A 17,011-nucleotide genomic window follows, 5' to 3' on the forward strand; every position below is an offset into this window, starting at 1 on the left:
CTCTACTCTGCTCTGCTTGCTCTGCTCTCAGCCGGAATTTACTTATAACCGGTAAACGAGGCGCTCTCGTTTCACTTATGGTAAAAGAGAGCGCCTCGATTGTCAACTGTGATTTGTTAAATCTGGACGTAGCTTAACCGCTTCACGTAGAAAAACGTGATTGATTTCTTTTGCTGTCTTGTCTGTATTGACGTTCATCATGACACGCACACAAAGAGGCAAACCACCTGGCACCGGAATTTCTTGTGCACACATCAATGGCACGAATGCCCAAGCTTCTCCATCAATCATACGTGCAGCTTGAGCCGGAAAAGTCGCACACAGATCCGGTGTCGTCGTAATGATGATGCTACCGATGTCTTCCGGATTTACTTGATTGCGTCCTACCATCTCTTCCAGCAGCCATTTTGTTGCTGAAACAATTTCCTCGCGTGTATCGGCTTCCACCGTTACAGCGCCACGAATTCCTCGCACTCCCATCGCTTATGCCTCCACTTCTTCTCTCATTACAGTCAAAATCAACTGTTCGTCAATATTTTTTACTACTTCTACTTCTCCGATTGCACGTGGCAATACGAGAGCCAGCTTTCCGCCGATTGTCTTTTTATCCCGTTTCATCGCTTCCAATACAGCCTCTGGAGTTACATTACCCGGCCAGCTGGTTGGGAGGTGATAGAGGCGCAGTACTCTCTTAGTACGCTCGTAAATCCCTTTTTCCGCAATGCCGATACGCTCAGCAACCTTGGCCGCCAAGCACATGCCGATCGAGATCGCCTCGCCGTGATTTAGCACAGAGTATTGCGATAACGCCTCAAACGCGTGTCCAAACGTATGCCCTAGATTAAGCAACGCTCGTTTCCCCTGCTCTGTCTCGTCTTCGGAGACGATAGCAGCTTTGACGGCACAGCCACGTTGAATTGCTTTCCCTAACAATTCTGAATCAAGCTCCCACAGCTGTGCGGCATTTTCTTCCAGCCAATCTACAAAAGACTCATCTGCAATGAGTCCATGCTTGACGACCTCTGCAAATCCTGCTGCCACCTCGCGCTTGGGTAAGGAATGTAATGCTGCGGTATCGTAGATAACCACTTGCGGCTGATGAAAGGCACCAATCAGATTTTTGCCCAGCAGATGATTGATCGCCACCTTGCCACCAACAGAGCTGTCGTGTGCAAGCAGTGTAGTAGGCAGCTGTACAAAATCGATCCCGCGCATGTATGTGGCTGCCACAAATCCTGCCAGATCTCCGACAACTCCACCGCCAAGAGCCAGAATGGCAGATTTTCGATCCAGGCCTGCTTCAATCGCTTCCGTCATGATCCGCTCGTAAACGGACAAGCTTTTGGATTGCTCACCCGCTGCAACAACGCTCGCAGAGGCTTTGTAGCCAGCAGCCCGAAGAACATCACGCAGCAAAGTCAGATAGCGAACAGCTACGTTCTCGTCTGTTACAATCAGCAGGTTGCTGGCCCGGGAAATACCTGCCTCTTGCAGCAGTTTTGGAACTTGCTGCAAAAGGCCATTCCCAATCACGATCGGATAAGAGCGCTCTCCTAGTTCAACAGTCAGGCTCTGTGTAGTCATTAGTAATTCTCCGTGTAAGCGCGGTATTGACGCACGTTTTCCACCATGTCATCCATCGAGTCACTCGGGAATTTTTCGCACATGGCGTTTGCGATTTCCCAAGCAACTACCGCTTCCGCTACGACGCTTGCAGCAGGTACCGCACAGCTATCAGAACGTTCAATGCTAGCAGAGAACGGCTCTTTGGAATCGATGTCTACGCTCATAAGCGGTTTGTACAAGGTAGGAATCGGCTTCATCACACCACGAACCACGACTGGCATACCTGTAGTCATACCACCCTCAAGTCCACCAGCACGATTTGACTTGCGGCTGTAGCCTGTTTCTTCGTTCCAAATAATTTCATCGTGCAGCTTGGAGCCTGGCAAGCCTGCTGCTTCAAAGCCGACTCCGATTTCAACACCTTTGAATGCCTGGATACTCATTACCGCTTGTGCGAGTCGTCCGTCCAGCTTGCGATCCCATTGAACATGGCTTCCCAATCCGATTGGAACTCCTTCTACGATAACCTCGACGATTCCACCCAACGAATCCCCGTCTTCTTTTGCTTTATCAATTGCAGCCATCATCAGTGGCTCCGCTTCTTTATCCAGGCAACGAACTGGCGATTCCTCTGTACGAGCAATCAACTCATCGAGGCTAACCTCTTGACGTTTTGCCACAACATCATTGATTTGCAGGACTTGACCGCCTACGCGAATTCCAAAAGCTGCGAGCAGCTGACGCGCCACTGCACCCACTGCTACACGAACGGTAGTTTCACGCGCACTGGAACGTTCCAGAATATTTCGCATATCGCGCTGATGATACTTAATCGCACCGTTCAAATCTGCATGTCCAGGACGAGGACGAGATACGCGTCTTTTTTCTTCCGCACCCTCGACCGGTTCCGCACTCATAATTCCTTGCCAGTGTGTCCAGTCTCTATTTTCCACGACCAGCGTGATCGGCGCTCCAGTAGTGTATCCATGACGAACACCGGAAACGATCTTCACCTGATCCTTTTCAATTTGCATTCTTCTTCCACGGCCATGGCCTTTTTGTCGGCGTGCCAATTGCTCGTTAATTGCCTCAATGGAAATAGGCAAGTTACTCGGTACCCCTTCGATGATTGCTGTCAATTGAGGCCCGTGAGACTCCCCTGCTGTCAAGTAACGCATCTCTTTCCTTCCTCCATCCTCCAAGGCAGCTTTATCCCTTATTATGGTTCAAAAAGGGTCGCTGTCCTTTATCACTTTTAAGCGCTATAATATCATACCTGTACCTCGGTGGAAATACAAAAGTGCCAAAACTCGCTGAAATCCTTTACCTGACATAAGAAAACCTCTATCGAGGCCTCCTCAGGGAGGAGCGACCGCGTTTAGCGGAATGTTTTACCGTAGTTATGCCGGATGCGTACGCTGAGGCACCTTGTCATGCGCTCCGGAATTTATAAGCTCCACGCTTATAAATTCCTATACGTTGAAAAACGCCCCTCCTGTTGGAGAAGCGCTTGGCTAGTACATGGCGCTCATGAAAAGCGGTCCACCACCAAAAACGGATTGGAGCTGAGCGGTTGACGGCGGTGGTCGACACGCATTAAATCGTCTAATTGCGTCTTTTCCGCTCCAAGTATTTGCCCACACTCTTGAAGTGTAATCAGACCTCGACGATACGCTTCGATGACCTTGTGCTTATCCATCTGCTGCCTCCCCTGCAAGTAGGTATTCCTAGTCTTGGGAAAAAAGAGCAGAGATATACTAGAGTGCTGGTGAATTATCCCATTTTTCGATAAAAAAACGTATCTTCCGCCTCAAGCTGGTATTGCTGGGGTTGGAAGATCTGCTCCGTACTGCCGACAAACAGTACACCACCCGGCTTGAGTGCACGACTGAATTTGTGGTACAGCTCATGCTTTGCTTCTTCCGTGAAATATATCATGACGTTTCGGCAAATGATGAGATCGAATTGAGCGTCAAATGTATCTGCCAGCAAATTATGTTTTTTAAAGGTCACTCGTTTTTTCACTTCATCAGAAATGCGATAGCTGAGTGTATCCTTCGCAAAATACTTGGTGACCAGTTCTTTGGGACAATCCTGCAGGGAACGGTCCGTGTACACCCCTTGCTTCGCTTTGGACAATGCGCCTTCATCGATGTCCGAAGCCAAGATGGTCGCATCCAGTCTTTTTCGAAGCAAGATCAGAGAAAGCGTATACGGCTCTTCCCCCGTCGAACAAGCTGCACTCCAGCATTTGACACGCCCTGATTGTTTCGCAAGACGAGGCAAAATTTTATTTTCAAGCACATCCCACCTGCCAGGGTTGCGGAAAAATTCCGATACGTTGATCGTCATCCGGTCCAAAAACTCATAGAACAATTCCTTGTCCTTTGAGATGGCATCAAAATAATGGGCAAACGATTGATATCCCCGTTTCATTCGGAGCGAGGTAAGACGACGCTTCATTTGCGCTTCCTTGTAGAGGGCAAGATCAATTCCGGTCATTTTTTTAACACTCGCTATAAATTGGAGAAAGTCCTTATCTTCCACGTGAGCGGTACCCCCTTATGCAGTTACATTTCTACTTGATTCGCCATTATTCGCGTAAAATCCTATCAGGACTGACGGAGATTTTGACGAAAAAAAGAAAAAACCCCCAAAGCGGGGGTTTTTTGGAGAATGGTTTAGATCCAGCGCTGGATTGTTTTTTCGAAGGAAAGAACTTCTTCAGCAGAGAACCACAGACCGATTTCACGCTCAGCGCTTTCAGGAGAATCAGAACCGTGGATGATGTTCATGCCAACGGATGTTGCGAAATCGCCACGGATTGTTCCGGAAGCTGCATCTACTGGGTTTGTTTTGCCCATCATAGCGCGAGCAGTTGTGATTACGTTGTTACCTTGCCATACCATAGCGAATACTGGACCGGAAGTGATAAAGTCCACGAGTTCACCGAAGAAAGGACGCTCTTTGTGCTCTGCATAATGCTCTTCAGCCAGTTCGCGGCTAACAGTCATCAGCTTAGCGCCAACGAGTTGGTATCCTTTTTTCTCAAAACGGGAAACGATCTCCCCGATCAGGTTACGTTGTACACCATCAGGTTTTACCATAAGGAATGTTTTTTCCATTGTAAGTATGCCTCCATTAGAGCTATGTATTGGTGTATATGACACCAACAGAAATTTTATCAAAACTATGGTGGTCAAGCAACAGCCTGACGGTCAAAAAATGATTAAAATTTGCGGTCAATGATAAAGTTGGCAATACCTGTAAGAGAGGTCTTCGCTTGATTATTAGGCAAATCCGCTAATATTGCATGTGCACGCGCAATATAACGCTCCGCCAGCTGCTGTGAAAACGCAATCCCCTCATCAGCACGAACCAGTCGAATCGCTTCGTCAATGTGATCCCAAAATGTATTTTCAGCAATCCAGGTTTGGAACTGTTTTGCTGCTCTGCCATGATGAGCGGTATACAACGCTGGCAATGTGATATTCCCGTGCACCAGGTCGCTTCCAGCCGGTTTTCCCAGCTGCTTTTCTGTTCCCGTGAAATCTAGGATGTCATCGGTAATTTGAAAAGCCATTCCCACGTTATACCCATACCAATACATTTTCCGAATCAGCTCTTCGGTAGCACCGCTGGCGACTGCGCCCAGCTGACAGCTAATCGCTATCAACAGTGCCGTTTTGCGTTTAATACGACGCAAATAAGTCCGGAAATTTTGATCCCAGTTGTTTAGATCCTTGACCTGTTCAATTTCTCCCTTGCAAACCTCGACGATCGCATTGGATAAGATTTGATGCAGCTGTGGGATAGGCAGCTGTGAGGCAATTGCTAATGCACGTGCAAAGATATAATCTCCAGCATACATGGCGACCTTGTTGTCCCACTTCATCCGAACCGTGTCTTTCCCGCGGCGTTTGTCCGCATCGTCGATCACATCGTCATGAACGAGCGATGCCATGTGAATCAGCTCAAGTGGAACAGCAACGTGCTTCAAACGTTTGATATCATATTTTCCCCATTTTCCCCCGAGCAGCACAAATACAGGGCGAATCCGTTTTCCCCCTGCCTTGAGCAGGTGAGTAGAAGATTGATACAGCTCGCGTACATCTGTATCGATGGACTTTTCCAGTTCATCCTCAATATACTGAACGTCCTTTTTCATTTTGAAGTAAATATCGACCAGGTTCATCCGTTCCACCTATCTCGTCAACGTAGTTTTGGTCTGTCTGCCCCCTGCCTGCCACAGATCGACAGTAGTTGGTGCCGCTAGAAGTCCCAGCTCAGCCGCGCATCGGTAATAGAACTCCAGTCCAATTCGCTGCACGTCGCCGAAATCGTGCTGTAATCCCTGAAAATAGCGGACCCACTCCTCTTTCTCTCCTCCGAAATGGGTGTGAACGTAATCAATCAAGGGAGCCGTGTTTTCTTTCGTCTTCCTTTTACTAGCCAAAAAGGAAGCGTGAACTTCTGCAATCAAATCATGATGATCCGCGATCACAGCCTTGCGCAGTGCCCATATCGCGAATGTCATGGAATATCCCGTAAACTGATGCCAAAGCTCTCCCAAATCATAAACGTGCAGGTTACGACTATTTCGCTTTGCTTGGATTGCGTCATCTCCAATCAGCAGCGCAGCATCTGCGTCCAGCAGCATTTCATCTAAAACAGGTTCTTGTGTAACGTAAGAAATCTCATAATCGTAAAACTTATGGAGAATGATCTTTAGCAGATTGACAGTAGTTGCCGATGTATTCGTCAGTGCAATACGAGAACCATTCAGCTGCTCAATCGGCTTTTTGCTAAACAAGAAAAGGGAGCCTACTCTCCCTTTGGCGCTAACGGACAAATCCGCAAGCGCCACGTATTGGGAAGCATGCTCAGCGTAACTAAAGGAAGAAATCGGCCCCAGATCAATCTCGCCAGCAGCCATCGCCTGATTTAACTGGGCAGGGACTTGCCGAATAAATTGAATACGGTCCTCAAATTTGGGCTGATCAAAATAGAAGTAAACCGGGAGTACGTTTGTGTATAAAATTTGTCCGACTCGCAAGGACTTTTGCATGCTTCCTATTCCCCCCAACGCCGAAACAGCGAATGTGGCACATCAAGTGCATCCAAAGTTTTCCCTACTACAAAATGAATGAGGTCATCCATCGTTTGCGGTTTCTGATAGAAGCCCGGCATAGCCGGCAAGATTTTTACGCCTAATCGGCTAAGCTTCAGCATGTTTTCCAGCTGAATCGCATTCAGTGGCGTTTCACGCGGCACGAGCACCAAGCGGCGTCCTTCTTTGATCATGACGTCCGCCACCCGTTCCAGCAGATTTCCTGAGGCACCATGCGCAATTCCTGAGAGCGTGCCCATCGAACAAGGGACGACGATCATCCCATCACAGCGATAGGAACCGCTCGCTGCTGGACAATTAAAGTCACGCAGCCCCCAGTAATACAGCTCCCCAGGAAAATCCTGCTTCAGCTTCTCCTGCACAAATGCTTCTCTATCATCGGTTTCCCAATCCAGCTCATCGTGAAAAACTTGCCAGCCCGCTTCTGTAATCATCAGGTGTACGATATGTCCTGCGGAAAGCAGCTCTTGAACCAGACGTACCCCGTAGATGGCTCCACTCGCGCCTGTTATCCCAACAGCCCATTTTTGCCGGCTCATGCGATCACCAGATCGATCATCGTGAATGTAAACATCACGACACTCAAAATACCATTCATGTTAAAGAAGGCAACATCGAGCTTGGACAGATCCGTCGGTTTTACCAAACTGTGCTCATAAATGAGGATCGCACCGGAAATCAACACGCCAATCAAGAACCAGATAGACAAGTCTGCTACGGCATACAGGGACATCAAACCAATGAAGGTAAGAATGTGGCATACACGCGCGACGATCAAGGCATTCTTGATTCCGAAACGGCTTGGCATGGAAAACAGGCCTTCTTTGCGGTCAAAATCAGCATCCTGGCACGCATAGATGATATCAAATCCCGCTGTCCAAAACATCACAGATACAAACAACAAGAGACCAATCGGATCTACTTGACCGGTGGTCGCAACCCAGCCACCCAGAGGTCCAAAACCGATAGAGACACCTAGAACGAAGTGACAGAGCCACGTGAAGCGCTTCGTATAGGAATACAGCACCAATACGAAAACAGCCAATGGCAGCAGCTTCACAGCCAGATCATTCAATTGATAAGCCGCGATGAAAAGAACGGCAAAAGACACAACAATAAACGAGATTACTTCCAATATGGAGATGAGTCCAGCTGGAATGGCACGTGTAGCCGTACGCGGATTTTTCGAGTCAATGACTCGGTCGATTACCCGATTCAGCGACATAGCCGCACTACGTGCTCCAACCATCGCTACTGTGACCCAAAAGATTTGCATCCAAGTAGGCCAAGTCTTTTCTATTACAATACTACCCAAAACAGCTCCCATAAAAGCAAAGGGCAGAGCAAAAAGGGAGTGCTCGAATTTTATCATTTCCAAAATAATTTTCAATTTACGAAGACCCATGCGTTACACTTCCTATCCACGAAAGAAATACTGGCTTACCCAGTCTGCTTGCGGGTACCAGTAATTGAGAAACTACTGCTTTGTTCCGATGTGCAGAGCGGAGACTCCACCCATAAACAGCTTCACCTGGACAGGATCCAGTCCTGCTTTTTGAAACATGTGTGCCAGCTCTCGACTGTCAGGGAAATTGGTCAAGGATTGTGGCAGCCAGGCATACTCTTCATACTTGTTTACTGTCCACTTCGCAACCAACGGCAATATTTTATAGAAATATAGATAAAATAGCTTTCGATAAGGGATAAAGGGAGGCTTGGACACTTCCAAAGAAACAACTTTGCCACCCGGCTTTACGACGCGAGCCATTTCATTCAATACTCGCTGAACATCAGGTACATTGCGCAGAGCAAAGCCGATGGTCGCAAAATCAAATGAGTTATCCTCATAGGGTAATTTCATGGCATCTGCATTTACTAGCTTGATCCTATTGCCTACTCCGGCATTCGCAACCTTATATGCTCCAACATCCAGCATATTTTGGCTGAAGTCCAGGCCGACAACACGGCCTTCCTCACCGACCGCTTGTGCCAAGGCAATCGTCCAATCGCCTGTACCACATGCTACGTCCAAAGCTGTATGGCCCGGCTGGATATTCATCTGTTTCATCGTGTAGTTGCGCCAGGCAACATGACTACCAAAACTGATGACGTTGTTCATCTTGTCGTATTCTTCCGCGATGCTTTCAAATACAGAGTGAACGTATTCTGCTTTGTCTTTCATTTGGATTTGGTCCACTAGGCTTACATCTCCTCAATAACCCTTTTCAAACGATTAATCCGATGGGAGTAACGAGCTGTAATCGTTGACAGCATGCTGCGGGTTTCTGCAGGATGCAGGGTTCGCACCATCTGCTCGCACATACCGATCAATTCCATGGCTTTAAGCTCGACACTGGACATCACCTGCGCGAGGGTAGCACCTGGTTTTTGCAGCAAAAAACGGGCAAAACCAAAGGGAACTTGTTCTTGCCACTTTATTTGCTCCCATTCTCCGATTACACTCTCGACCTTTGCTGTTTGCTTCATGAGATCAATCCAGAAACGGCGATGATCCTCGGAATCGGCGTATTCTTCTACGATTGCTACATACAAGCCTGTATCAATCATATTACGCAGCTCCCAGTATTCTTCGTCTGTCGGGAGCTTGCCATCTCGAACTGCCGTATACAGCTTCATTTTGGCTTCATTGACTCTTTGAATGGCACCGGATAATACTTGAATCGCTTTGATTTCACTGTTTTGAGCCAGCAGATGATAGTAACGCGCGCTGTAATAGTCCCCGGCAAGCACTGTCAGCTGTCTGCTGCGCTCTGCCGTTTGGGTCTGCTCATATTCGTTCTTTACATGTTCGTGCATGTCCAGTCCCAACTGGACGAGTCCCGTTGCTGTGCAGAAAATCACTGCCCGTTCCTTGGTCATGCCCTGCTCCAGTAAAAACAGGTACAAAAGCTCAAGACGATTTTCCGCCATGGAAGGAACATCAACGTAATATTCTACATAGGAATGGGTAGATCGCTTGTAGATCTGTTCGATAATCAACCGAACTTCTTCTACATAGGGGGTGTGTTCTTTGCTCATGCGTCCTCCTCCACAAGCTGCGCAACCTAAAGATGTCTGCCTGCTTTCGTACACTTCCGTCATACTTAGCCGTCCGGTCAAAAGGCCGTCCCTGCTATCATACCATACTTCTTTCGTCAGGGACTAATTCTCTCATAAAAATAGGGCTCAATCCGAACCGGAAATGTATTTGTTACATATACTTCCACCTCTGACAATTCTGCTAATGGACGAGCAGGATCGATCAGATTTTCACCATTTGATTGTATCGCCACAAGGAGCTTTGACTCTTTGGGGGTATCCGTCACTTCTAGCAATCGAAAATACACCTGCTTCACATTGTCTGTAAGAGTCAATAATTCATGTGTCAAGCTGTAAAAATCGTGATAAACATGAGGAAGCTCTACCTTTTGATCGAATTTCACCGCCAAATCGACATAAATTGACGAGTTTTCCCATTTTATACGCTTAATATTATAATGTGTTTCCACCCTTGTAAACAAATCTAACGCATTTTGCTCGCTTAGATGAATCGGGCGGGCTGTCTGAAATGTGGGAATGTCATTATTTTTCCAGCTATTACTCGGCACGAGAGATAGCATCAGTGCAATCAATGTGGAAACGGCGATGGCCATCACGAATTTGCGGGGCATGGGCATCCCTCCTCTCCACCATTGTACAAACAAAAAAAGCAGGCTATGCCTGCTTTTATGTAAAAGAAAGACTTATTCAGTAGTATCGATCGTACCGTGCTGAGAATAAATGAGCGCTTTCCCCCGCACTTTAATCGCTGAAGTATGCTCCGTAAATTGAAAGATCATGACTTCACCTTTGTCCAGCTTTTCTGTGTGATGAAAACGAGTATCTGTACCTCGTGTAAGTCCGATCACATGAACTCCATTTTCTTTTGCTTTGACCACAAAGTAATCTTGATTAAAAGCAGATGGTTGAGACACGCTGTTCCCTCCTGACGATTACGCAATCGCTGATGCTCTAGTATGTTGTCCCATTCGATTGTAATCGGTTCATGATTTTCTCTACATAGCGCTGTGTTTCTTGCGGCAATTGATCATACTTTGCTTCTAATTCCGCGTCCGTATCGATTCCCAAGCGGCCAACTCGTCCCGGGCCAGCATTGTATGCAGCCAATGCTACCTTGACGTTGCCATCATATCGGTCCAGGAGAGACTTCAAATACTTTGTTCCTCCGGCCAAGTTTTCATCTGGATTATAAACATTGCGCACATGCATCGCTTGTGCTGTTTGGTCCATCAACTGCATCAACCCTTTTGCTCCAGCGTGTGAAACAACTGTTGGGTCGAAGTTGGATTCAGCTCTAACTACTTCACGAACTAAATCTGCGTTTACACCAATTGATCTTGCCATCCGGTCGATTTTTTCCAGAATCTCTTTCGGAGCTACAGTAGCTACTTTTCCGTCAGCTGCATATGTCTCAGACGTCGTGGTATTACGACCAAAGGCTCCTGAAGAAAAGTCAAGATCAGGTGAGCCGTCCAGCTCAGCTTTTATTTCTTCTGAGGTAATCACTCTTTGTCCATTTGCTATCTTTTCTTGCAAAAGATTTGCGAACAGATCTTCATCCCCGTATGGAAGAATAGACTGCTGCGAGCCACTATCATTGTATTGCGACAGCTGGTTCAAATATGGCTGAAGTGATACAGGAACATTCATGGATACGAACAACCCTTCCTCGCTTGTCTTCCTCCCATTATAAAAAAGAAATATCAGGAAGCCAATAGTGAACTTGGAATCCACGTGAGAGAGAACATAACGAATGTTGATAAGTACAAAAAAAAGAAGCCTGACGCTCAGGCTTCTGGTCTGTTCATGTACATGGTCGGAATGCAGGGATTCGAACCCTGGACCTCACCCACCCCAAGGGTGCGCGCTACCGGGCTGCGCCACATCCCGACGTCTTCACATTGAAGTGAAAGGGAAACCAAAATTTCAAGGTCCGAGTGACCGTTTTTCATTCAGCAATGAAACCGTTCTCTTCGCCTATGCGCTCAATTATACAGCACGTTAGCCCACCCTCGCAAGAGTATAAAGCGAATTTTTGCCAATCATTTTTCCTTAGTGGAGGTTTAGTATATTAGCTTCCCAACAAGAGGAAGTAGATCTCCTTTGGCATGCACGAAAGAAACAGCTAAACGAAAGAGATCTACTTATGCCTTCATGGGCTCTCGTACGGATAAAGCTTTATTTTAACAATGCATTTCCGAAAAACACATGAATTTTGGACTTCGTCTCACCAGCAACCATACGCGGTTCCAGCTGCAACGTTTTGACCCCGCTAACATTTACCTTTACTAGCTGGCTTTGTCCAGCCTTCATCCGTGGACTTTCGTGAAGTACTTTTCCGTCACCAATGATTCTCCAAATGATTTCTCCCTGTTTATTTGGTGACTGATCGTCAATTGCAACAACACCGGAAAGCTCCTTGTACTTTCCACCTAGCTCAAACTTGAAAACCTGTCTCGTCGAATTGCTAAATTTATCAGTTGCTATACTTGTGATCGCGCTGTAACCCACACCATGAGAGTATACAGTCCCTCCTGCAGAAAATAAGCCATTTTCCCAGTTATCAACAACAGATTGGGAATGCTTGAGCCCGTATGGCATGTCGTACTTTAACGATGACAATCTCGTTTCGCTTCCCGTTCCTGCAGCAGGTCCTCCGATGGTCACTGTGCTAGCGTTTGGATCCCAAGAAACCTTTTTCCCTGCTGCTTCCCCGACAAACGCTACCGGTGCATAAGGCACGCCATTATATAAAAAAGCATCGTTTGTCTCACGCAGCTTGCCATCTACCATAAATTTGATTGGCTGCATCGTAACAGGAATGGACCCCGTTGCCGCCAAGGCTATACCCGAAAAAAAGATCGACCCTAAAACAAATCCAGAAACAAAACCGAATTTGGGCTTCTTCACCATAAGAGCTCTCCTCCGAAATACAGAATATCCCAAAATTATATCAGTACTTCCTTATTTCGGACGCCAACTTAGTTACTATTTTTGCTCACATGTTCCAGGACTTTATTATCAGATTAATCAGTGCTTTTCCATTGTTGCATCCACCCGCAAAATAAAAAGCTGATCGCAAAGGTGAGCGATCAGCTTTTCACATTAGGAACGAATCAGGCTAAATACTTCAGCACGAGAAGCTGGATCATTTTCAAACACGCCACGTACAGCAGACGTGATGGTTTTGGAGCCTGGCTTCTTCACTCCGCGCATCGTCATGCACATGTGCTCAGCCTCTACGACAACGACTACCCCATGCGGGTCCAGCTTGCTGACGATTGCATCTGCCACCGTGGTTGTGATTCTTTCTTGTAGCTGTGGACGTCGGGCTACGGTATCAACAGCACGCGCCAGCTTGCTCAGGCCGACTACACGGCCACCCTTTGGGATGTACGCAACATGCGCTTTTCCAAAGAACGGAACGAGGTGATGCTCGCACATGGAGTAGAACGGGATGTCTTTGACCAGAACCATTTCTTCATGATCTTCGCTAAAAACCGTTTCAAAATATTTCTGTTCGTCTATGTGCATGCCTTCAAAAACTTCGGCGTACATTTTTGCTACACGCTTAGGAGTATCGAGCAATCCTTCACGATCTGGATCTTCCCCAACTGCTTCCAAAATCATTCGAACCGCTTGCTTAATTTTATCCAAATCAACGTTCATTCTTGTACCTCCTACTTAATGGCCTACCACTTTTGCAAGCCTTGTGGTACGCCAAATCCTTGTACCTGTCTGACGCTTCTCTCAACAGGCGAAACATGCTCATCTTATCACACTGGATACAAAAAAACAAAAAGATCTGACAAGATTTTCTTCTTGAAGTGTATGTAAGCAGAAAAAAACCCACATTGAACAATGTGGATTTTTTTATGTAAGTGCTTCGTTCGCAATCGTAACGATTACTTAATGGAGTCTTTGAGTTGCTTCCCTGGTTTGAAAGCAGGTACTTTGCTGGAAGCGATTTCGATCTCTTCACCAGTTTGTGGGTTACGACCTTTACGGGCCGCGCGCTCACGAACTTCGAAGTTACCAAAGCCGATCAGTTGGACTTTATCACCAGTTTTGAGAGCATCAGCAATTGCGTCGAGAACCGCATCAACTGCTTTGGTTGCATCTTTCTTGGTGAGCTCAGTGGTTTCAGCCACTTTTGCAATCAGTTCTGTTTTGTTCATTCTTGTTCACCTCCCCTCAAAGAACACCAAGTCCTAGCTATTATTTTTCTTAACCGAAACGAAGCATTTTATACACGATTGGTTGTTTTTACCGATCTGACAAGCTTATAGTAATACACCGATTTCTTAAATTCAAGCCCTTCCTGTCGAAATAAAACGAAATACAAGAAAAAAAGGCTTCCCGTCACGGCGGGAGCCCCTTCTGAACTCGCTATTCTTAGGACTTTTCACCTAGTCCTTAGAGTATAATGGCAATCAGTCCACCTGAACCTTCGTTGATGATACGTCCCAAGGTTTCTTGCAGTTTGTAACGTGCGTTATCCGGCATCATCGTGATTTTTGCCTGAATGCCCTCTCTCACGATGGAATGGAGGGAGCGACCGAAGATGTCCGAATTCCAGATGGATAGTGGATCTTTATCAAAGTCTTGCATCAGATAGCGGACGAGCTCTTCGCTCTGCTTTTCGGTGCCGATAATCGGAGCGAATTCGGACTCGACATCTACACGAATCATATGGATGGATGGTGCCGTCGCCTTTAGTCTTACCCCAAAACGTGGTCCTTGACGGATCAGCTCAGGTTCGTCCAAGGTCATTTCATGCAACGACGGAGCAGCTATTCCGTAGCCTGTACTCCGAACCATGTGCAAAGCCTCTGCCACTTGATCATATTCTCGTTTGGCATGGGCAAATTCTTGCATGATTTTCAACAGATGGTCTTTTCCATTGATTTCAACACCCACAATTTCCATCAGGATGCGATCGTACAATTCGTCTGGCGCATAGAGATCAATCTCTGCAATCCCTTGCCCCATATGCATTCCTGCGAGGGACGCACGCTCTACGAAGTCATAATCATTGAAGAAGCCGACGACGCGGTCCACGTCGCGTAACCGACGAATATCCTGCACGGTTTCACGTACGGCTTCTTCATAATTCTGACGGAGCCAGTGTCCATTCTCGAGGACCATCACCCAGCTTGGCAAATTCACGTTCACTTCATGTACAGGGAATTCAAACAGCACTTCCCTCATGAGCAGAAGCACTTCTTGCTCTGTCATCTGATCCACTGATAGGGCAACTACTGGAACATCGTATTTTTCTTGAAGCTGCAGGCGCAGGTTTTGTGCTTCGTCTGAGCGTGGGCGTGTAGAGTTGACGACGATCACAAAAGGCTTTCCTACTTCCTTCAGCTCACCTACAACTCTCTCTTCCGCATCAATGTATCCTACACGCGGTATTTCAGCGATGCTACCGTCTGTTGTCACGACGATTCCAATGGTGGAGTGTTCCTGGATTACCTTGCGCGTACCTACCTCAGCAGCTTCCTCAAACGGGACAGGCTCCTCGTACCACGGTGTATTCACCATGCGAGGGCCATTATCGTCCTCGAAGCCTTTCGCTCCTTGTACTGTATAACCGACGCAGTCAACGAGGCGAACGTTGATGCTGAGTCCTTCGGTTACGTGTACATTGACGGCCTGGTTAGGAACAAATTTTGGTTCTGTCGTCATGATTGTTCGGCCCGAAGCGCTCTGCGGCAATTCGTCCGTGGCGCGTATCCGCTCAGCTTCTGACTGGATATTCGGGATGACGACCTGCTCCATAAACCGCTTAATAAAGGTCGATTTTCCCGTACGAACCGGGCCAACGACACCTAGGTAGATGTCTCCGCCCGTCCGTTCGGCAATGTCTTTAAAGATATCGACTCGTTCCACCATCGATGACCTCCTTCTATTTGTCTATTTTTACACTATGACCGTTTTTCCGAATTATCCCTGACCGCCAGTATTTTCGTAGGGAATCTCGTACTAGTTTCGTGGACAGTACAAATATATGTATTTTTGGGATAACTAGAACAAAAAAAACGACTCTCCATGAGTCGTTTTTCTCTTTTCCCCTATACGCTTTATATGCCCGACTCTTGTGAAATCGGGCGCATGGAAGCTTCCCGCTCAATGTAGATGTCTCTATAGCGGCTTGTTTACAATTTCAGCAATTTCGGTTCACCGTCGATCAGCTCGTACGGAAAAGACTTCGCTGGCACAAACATGGACTCTCGTGCGAGCACATAGCGCGGATCGGTATTGGGTGGCACGGTCACTTTTGTCTCACGAAGCATCGTGGCGATATCGGCTCCGTAGTCGATCCCTACCTGGCCCTGTGCGTTCATCACCAGCGGCAACAGATAGTTCCCCATAGTGGATTGCACCTGCCACACCTTTGCGCCAATTTCCGCGTGGTCAATGGAATAATAACCGTTCCCCAAATCAGCTTGGATCGGCAATTTATTAAAATAGTTGCGATAGCGATCAACCGCGCTCTGAACATCTGCAACCGTACTGACTGCTCCCAAATGAATCAGCTTTGCTGTTGGCTTCGTTTCCACATCAATCAAGACATACTTGAATACCCCGCCTTTTTCAAAGGCATTTCCGGGTACGTCCGGCATGTATTTCGGAATCATTTTACGGAATTCAATCTCGTATTTCTCAAAAATAGGAGTATCCAATGGCTTTGTTACGATAGGCAAAACCTGCGTATCCTTTTGAAATTGCTCAATTGCTTTTTGGGTCGCATCTAGAAAAAACGTACTTGGAACCTGATTTTCCGCTTTTCGTTCATCCGGATACATACAGCCTGATAGAATAACGGTCAAGACTGTAATACTTACTACCAGATTGAACGTTTTACGCCATGATTGCCACATGCTGTTTTCCACACCTCTTAGTCCCATTCTTCATTTTCCTTACGCTGACGTTCCAAAGCAGCCTGTACGACTGATTTCAAACTGTTTTCGGGTATACGGATCGTACAATCCTTTTCCGTTGCCTTTGCCTGACATCCGAGGCGTATGCCTTTGGCCAGATCCTGTTCAGGCAGCTTGCGTACTTCGAGAGCACTTGGACGAGACAGCTCTCCACTTTCCAGGACTACACGGCACATGAGGCAGGAGGCATGTCCTCCACATCTCTGCGGGATTACGACTCTCGCTGCCGCAGCCGTACTCACAAGCGTTTGTCCTGCTCGCGCCTTCATACTCTTGCCACTTGGCAAAAACGTAACTTTTCCCATAA

General features: G+C 47.0%; 21 protein-coding genes and 1 tRNA gene. All 22 read right to left on the minus strand.

The annotated features are described in order from the left end of the window. Positions 1 to 102: 102 nt before the first annotated feature. The 22 genes from aroH to SB752_RS04755 all read right to left on the minus strand — a co-directional run bounded on the left by aroH (position 103) and on the right by SB752_RS04755 (position 17,009). Complete coding sequence (gene aroH, locus SB752_RS04650) at positions 103 to 480, minus strand: chorismate mutase (protein WP_410714555.1); 378 nt, start codon at positions 478 to 480, stop codon at positions 103 to 105. A gap of 3 nt (positions 481 to 483) precedes the next feature. Then, positions 484 to 1,584, minus strand: a complete 1,101-nt coding sequence (gene aroB, locus SB752_RS04655; protein WP_410714556.1) for a 3-dehydroquinate synthase — start codon at positions 1,582 to 1,584, stop codon at positions 484 to 486. After that, on the minus strand, positions 1,584 to 2,744 hold the full coding sequence (aroC, locus tag SB752_RS04660; protein ID WP_410714557.1) for a chorismate synthase: 1,161 nt from the start codon (positions 2,742 to 2,744) through the stop codon (positions 1,584 to 1,586). The genes aroB and aroC overlap by 1 nt, the downstream gene beginning before the upstream one ends. Before the next feature lie 350 nt (positions 2,745 to 3,094). Continuing rightward, positions 3,095 to 3,265, minus strand: a complete 171-nt coding sequence (locus tag SB752_RS04665) for a hypothetical protein (protein ID WP_213023050.1) — start codon at positions 3,263 to 3,265, stop codon at positions 3,095 to 3,097. Between the two features lie 74 nt (positions 3,266 to 3,339). Then, complete coding sequence (locus tag SB752_RS04670) at positions 3,340 to 4,113, minus strand: CheR family methyltransferase (protein ID WP_410714558.1); 774 nt, start codon at positions 4,111 to 4,113, stop codon at positions 3,340 to 3,342. A gap of 134 nt (positions 4,114 to 4,247) precedes the next feature. Continuing rightward, on the minus strand, positions 4,248 to 4,691 hold the full coding sequence (gene ndk, locus SB752_RS04675; RefSeq protein ID WP_007716560.1) for a nucleoside-diphosphate kinase: 444 nt from the start codon (positions 4,689 to 4,691) through the stop codon (positions 4,248 to 4,250). Positions 4,692 to 4,795: 104 nt separating this feature from the next. Beyond that, complete coding sequence (gene hepT, locus SB752_RS04680; protein WP_213023052.1) at positions 4,796 to 5,761, minus strand: heptaprenyl diphosphate synthase component II; 966 nt, start codon at positions 5,759 to 5,761, stop codon at positions 4,796 to 4,798. 9 nt (positions 5,762 to 5,770) lie between these two features. Then, positions 5,771 to 6,634 carry a menaquinone biosynthesis protein gene (locus SB752_RS04685; protein WP_410714559.1) on the minus strand — a complete coding sequence of 288 codons (864 nt, stop codon included), beginning with the start codon at positions 6,632 to 6,634 and terminating at the stop codon, positions 5,771 to 5,773. Positions 6,635 to 6,639: 5 nt separating this feature from the next. Then, entirely contained in the window at positions 6,640 to 7,236 is a 597-nt protein-coding gene (locus SB752_RS04690) for a UbiX family flavin prenyltransferase (RefSeq protein ID WP_410714560.1), read from the minus strand. Further along, positions 7,233 to 8,102: a UbiA-like polyprenyltransferase gene (locus SB752_RS04695; RefSeq protein ID WP_410714561.1), complete on the minus strand. Its 870-nt coding sequence runs from the start codon at positions 8,100 to 8,102 to the stop codon at positions 7,233 to 7,235. Before SB752_RS04695 ends, SB752_RS04690 begins: the two co-directional genes overlap by 4 nt. 72 nt (positions 8,103 to 8,174) lie before the next feature. Further along, positions 8,175 to 8,894: a demethylmenaquinone methyltransferase gene (locus tag SB752_RS04700; RefSeq protein ID WP_410714562.1), complete on the minus strand. Its 720-nt coding sequence runs from the start codon at positions 8,892 to 8,894 to the stop codon at positions 8,175 to 8,177. A gap of 5 nt (positions 8,895 to 8,899) precedes the next feature. Continuing rightward, positions 8,900 to 9,736 (minus strand): heptaprenyl diphosphate synthase component 1, encoded by an 837-nt coding sequence (locus tag SB752_RS04705; RefSeq protein ID WP_410714563.1) that lies wholly within the window; start codon positions 9,734 to 9,736, stop codon positions 8,900 to 8,902. 116 nt (positions 9,737 to 9,852) lie between these two features. After that, a complete protein-coding gene (locus SB752_RS04710; protein ID WP_410714564.1) occupies positions 9,853 to 10,368 on the minus strand; it encodes a hypothetical protein in 516 nt (171 codons plus the stop codon). Between the two features lie 72 nt (positions 10,369 to 10,440). Next, positions 10,441 to 10,671, minus strand: coding sequence for a trp RNA-binding attenuation protein MtrB (gene mtrB, locus SB752_RS04715; protein ID WP_289136109.1), 231 nt, complete (start codon positions 10,669 to 10,671; stop codon positions 10,441 to 10,443). A gap of 37 nt (positions 10,672 to 10,708) precedes the next feature. Next, a complete protein-coding gene (locus SB752_RS04720; protein WP_410714565.1) occupies positions 10,709 to 11,407 on the minus strand; it encodes a lytic transglycosylase domain-containing protein in 699 nt (232 codons plus the stop codon). A 163-nt stretch (positions 11,408 to 11,570) separates the two neighbouring features. Continuing rightward, positions 11,571 to 11,647 (minus strand) — tRNA-Pro (locus SB752_RS04725). A 288-nt stretch (positions 11,648 to 11,935) separates the two neighbouring features. Beyond that, entirely contained in the window at positions 11,936 to 12,670 is a 735-nt protein-coding gene (locus tag SB752_RS04730) for an NPCBM/NEW2 domain-containing protein (protein ID WP_410714566.1), read from the minus strand. A 192-nt stretch (positions 12,671 to 12,862) separates the two neighbouring features. Next, entirely contained in the window at positions 12,863 to 13,426 is a 564-nt protein-coding gene (folE, locus tag SB752_RS04735) for a GTP cyclohydrolase I FolE (RefSeq protein WP_103105256.1), read from the minus strand. A gap of 236 nt (positions 13,427 to 13,662) precedes the next feature. Beyond that, positions 13,663 to 13,935 (minus strand): HU family DNA-binding protein, encoded by a 273-nt coding sequence (locus SB752_RS04740; RefSeq protein ID WP_005831316.1) that lies wholly within the window; start codon positions 13,933 to 13,935, stop codon positions 13,663 to 13,665. A gap of 238 nt (positions 13,936 to 14,173) precedes the next feature. Beyond that, positions 14,174 to 15,652: a stage IV sporulation protein A gene (spoIVA, locus tag SB752_RS04745; protein ID WP_103105480.1), complete on the minus strand. Its 1,479-nt coding sequence runs from the start codon at positions 15,650 to 15,652 to the stop codon at positions 14,174 to 14,176. Positions 15,653 to 15,918: 266 nt separating this feature from the next. Beyond that, positions 15,919 to 16,644, minus strand: coding sequence for a hypothetical protein (locus SB752_RS04750; RefSeq protein WP_410714567.1), 726 nt, complete (start codon positions 16,642 to 16,644; stop codon positions 15,919 to 15,921). A 17-nt stretch (positions 16,645 to 16,661) separates the two neighbouring features. Continuing rightward, the gene (locus tag SB752_RS04755; protein ID WP_410714568.1) at positions 16,662 to 17,009 is read right to left on the minus strand and encodes a 2Fe-2S iron-sulfur cluster-binding protein; all 348 of its coding nucleotides are present in this window, start codon (positions 17,007 to 17,009) and stop codon (positions 16,662 to 16,664) included. Between the last annotated feature and the right edge of the window lie 2 nt (positions 17,010 to 17,011).

The sequence above is a fragment of the Brevibacillus sp. SIMBA_040 genome, from assembly GCF_046535075.1.
In the GTDB taxonomy this organism is placed as follows: Bacteria; Bacillota; Bacilli; order Brevibacillales; family Brevibacillaceae; genus Brevibacillus.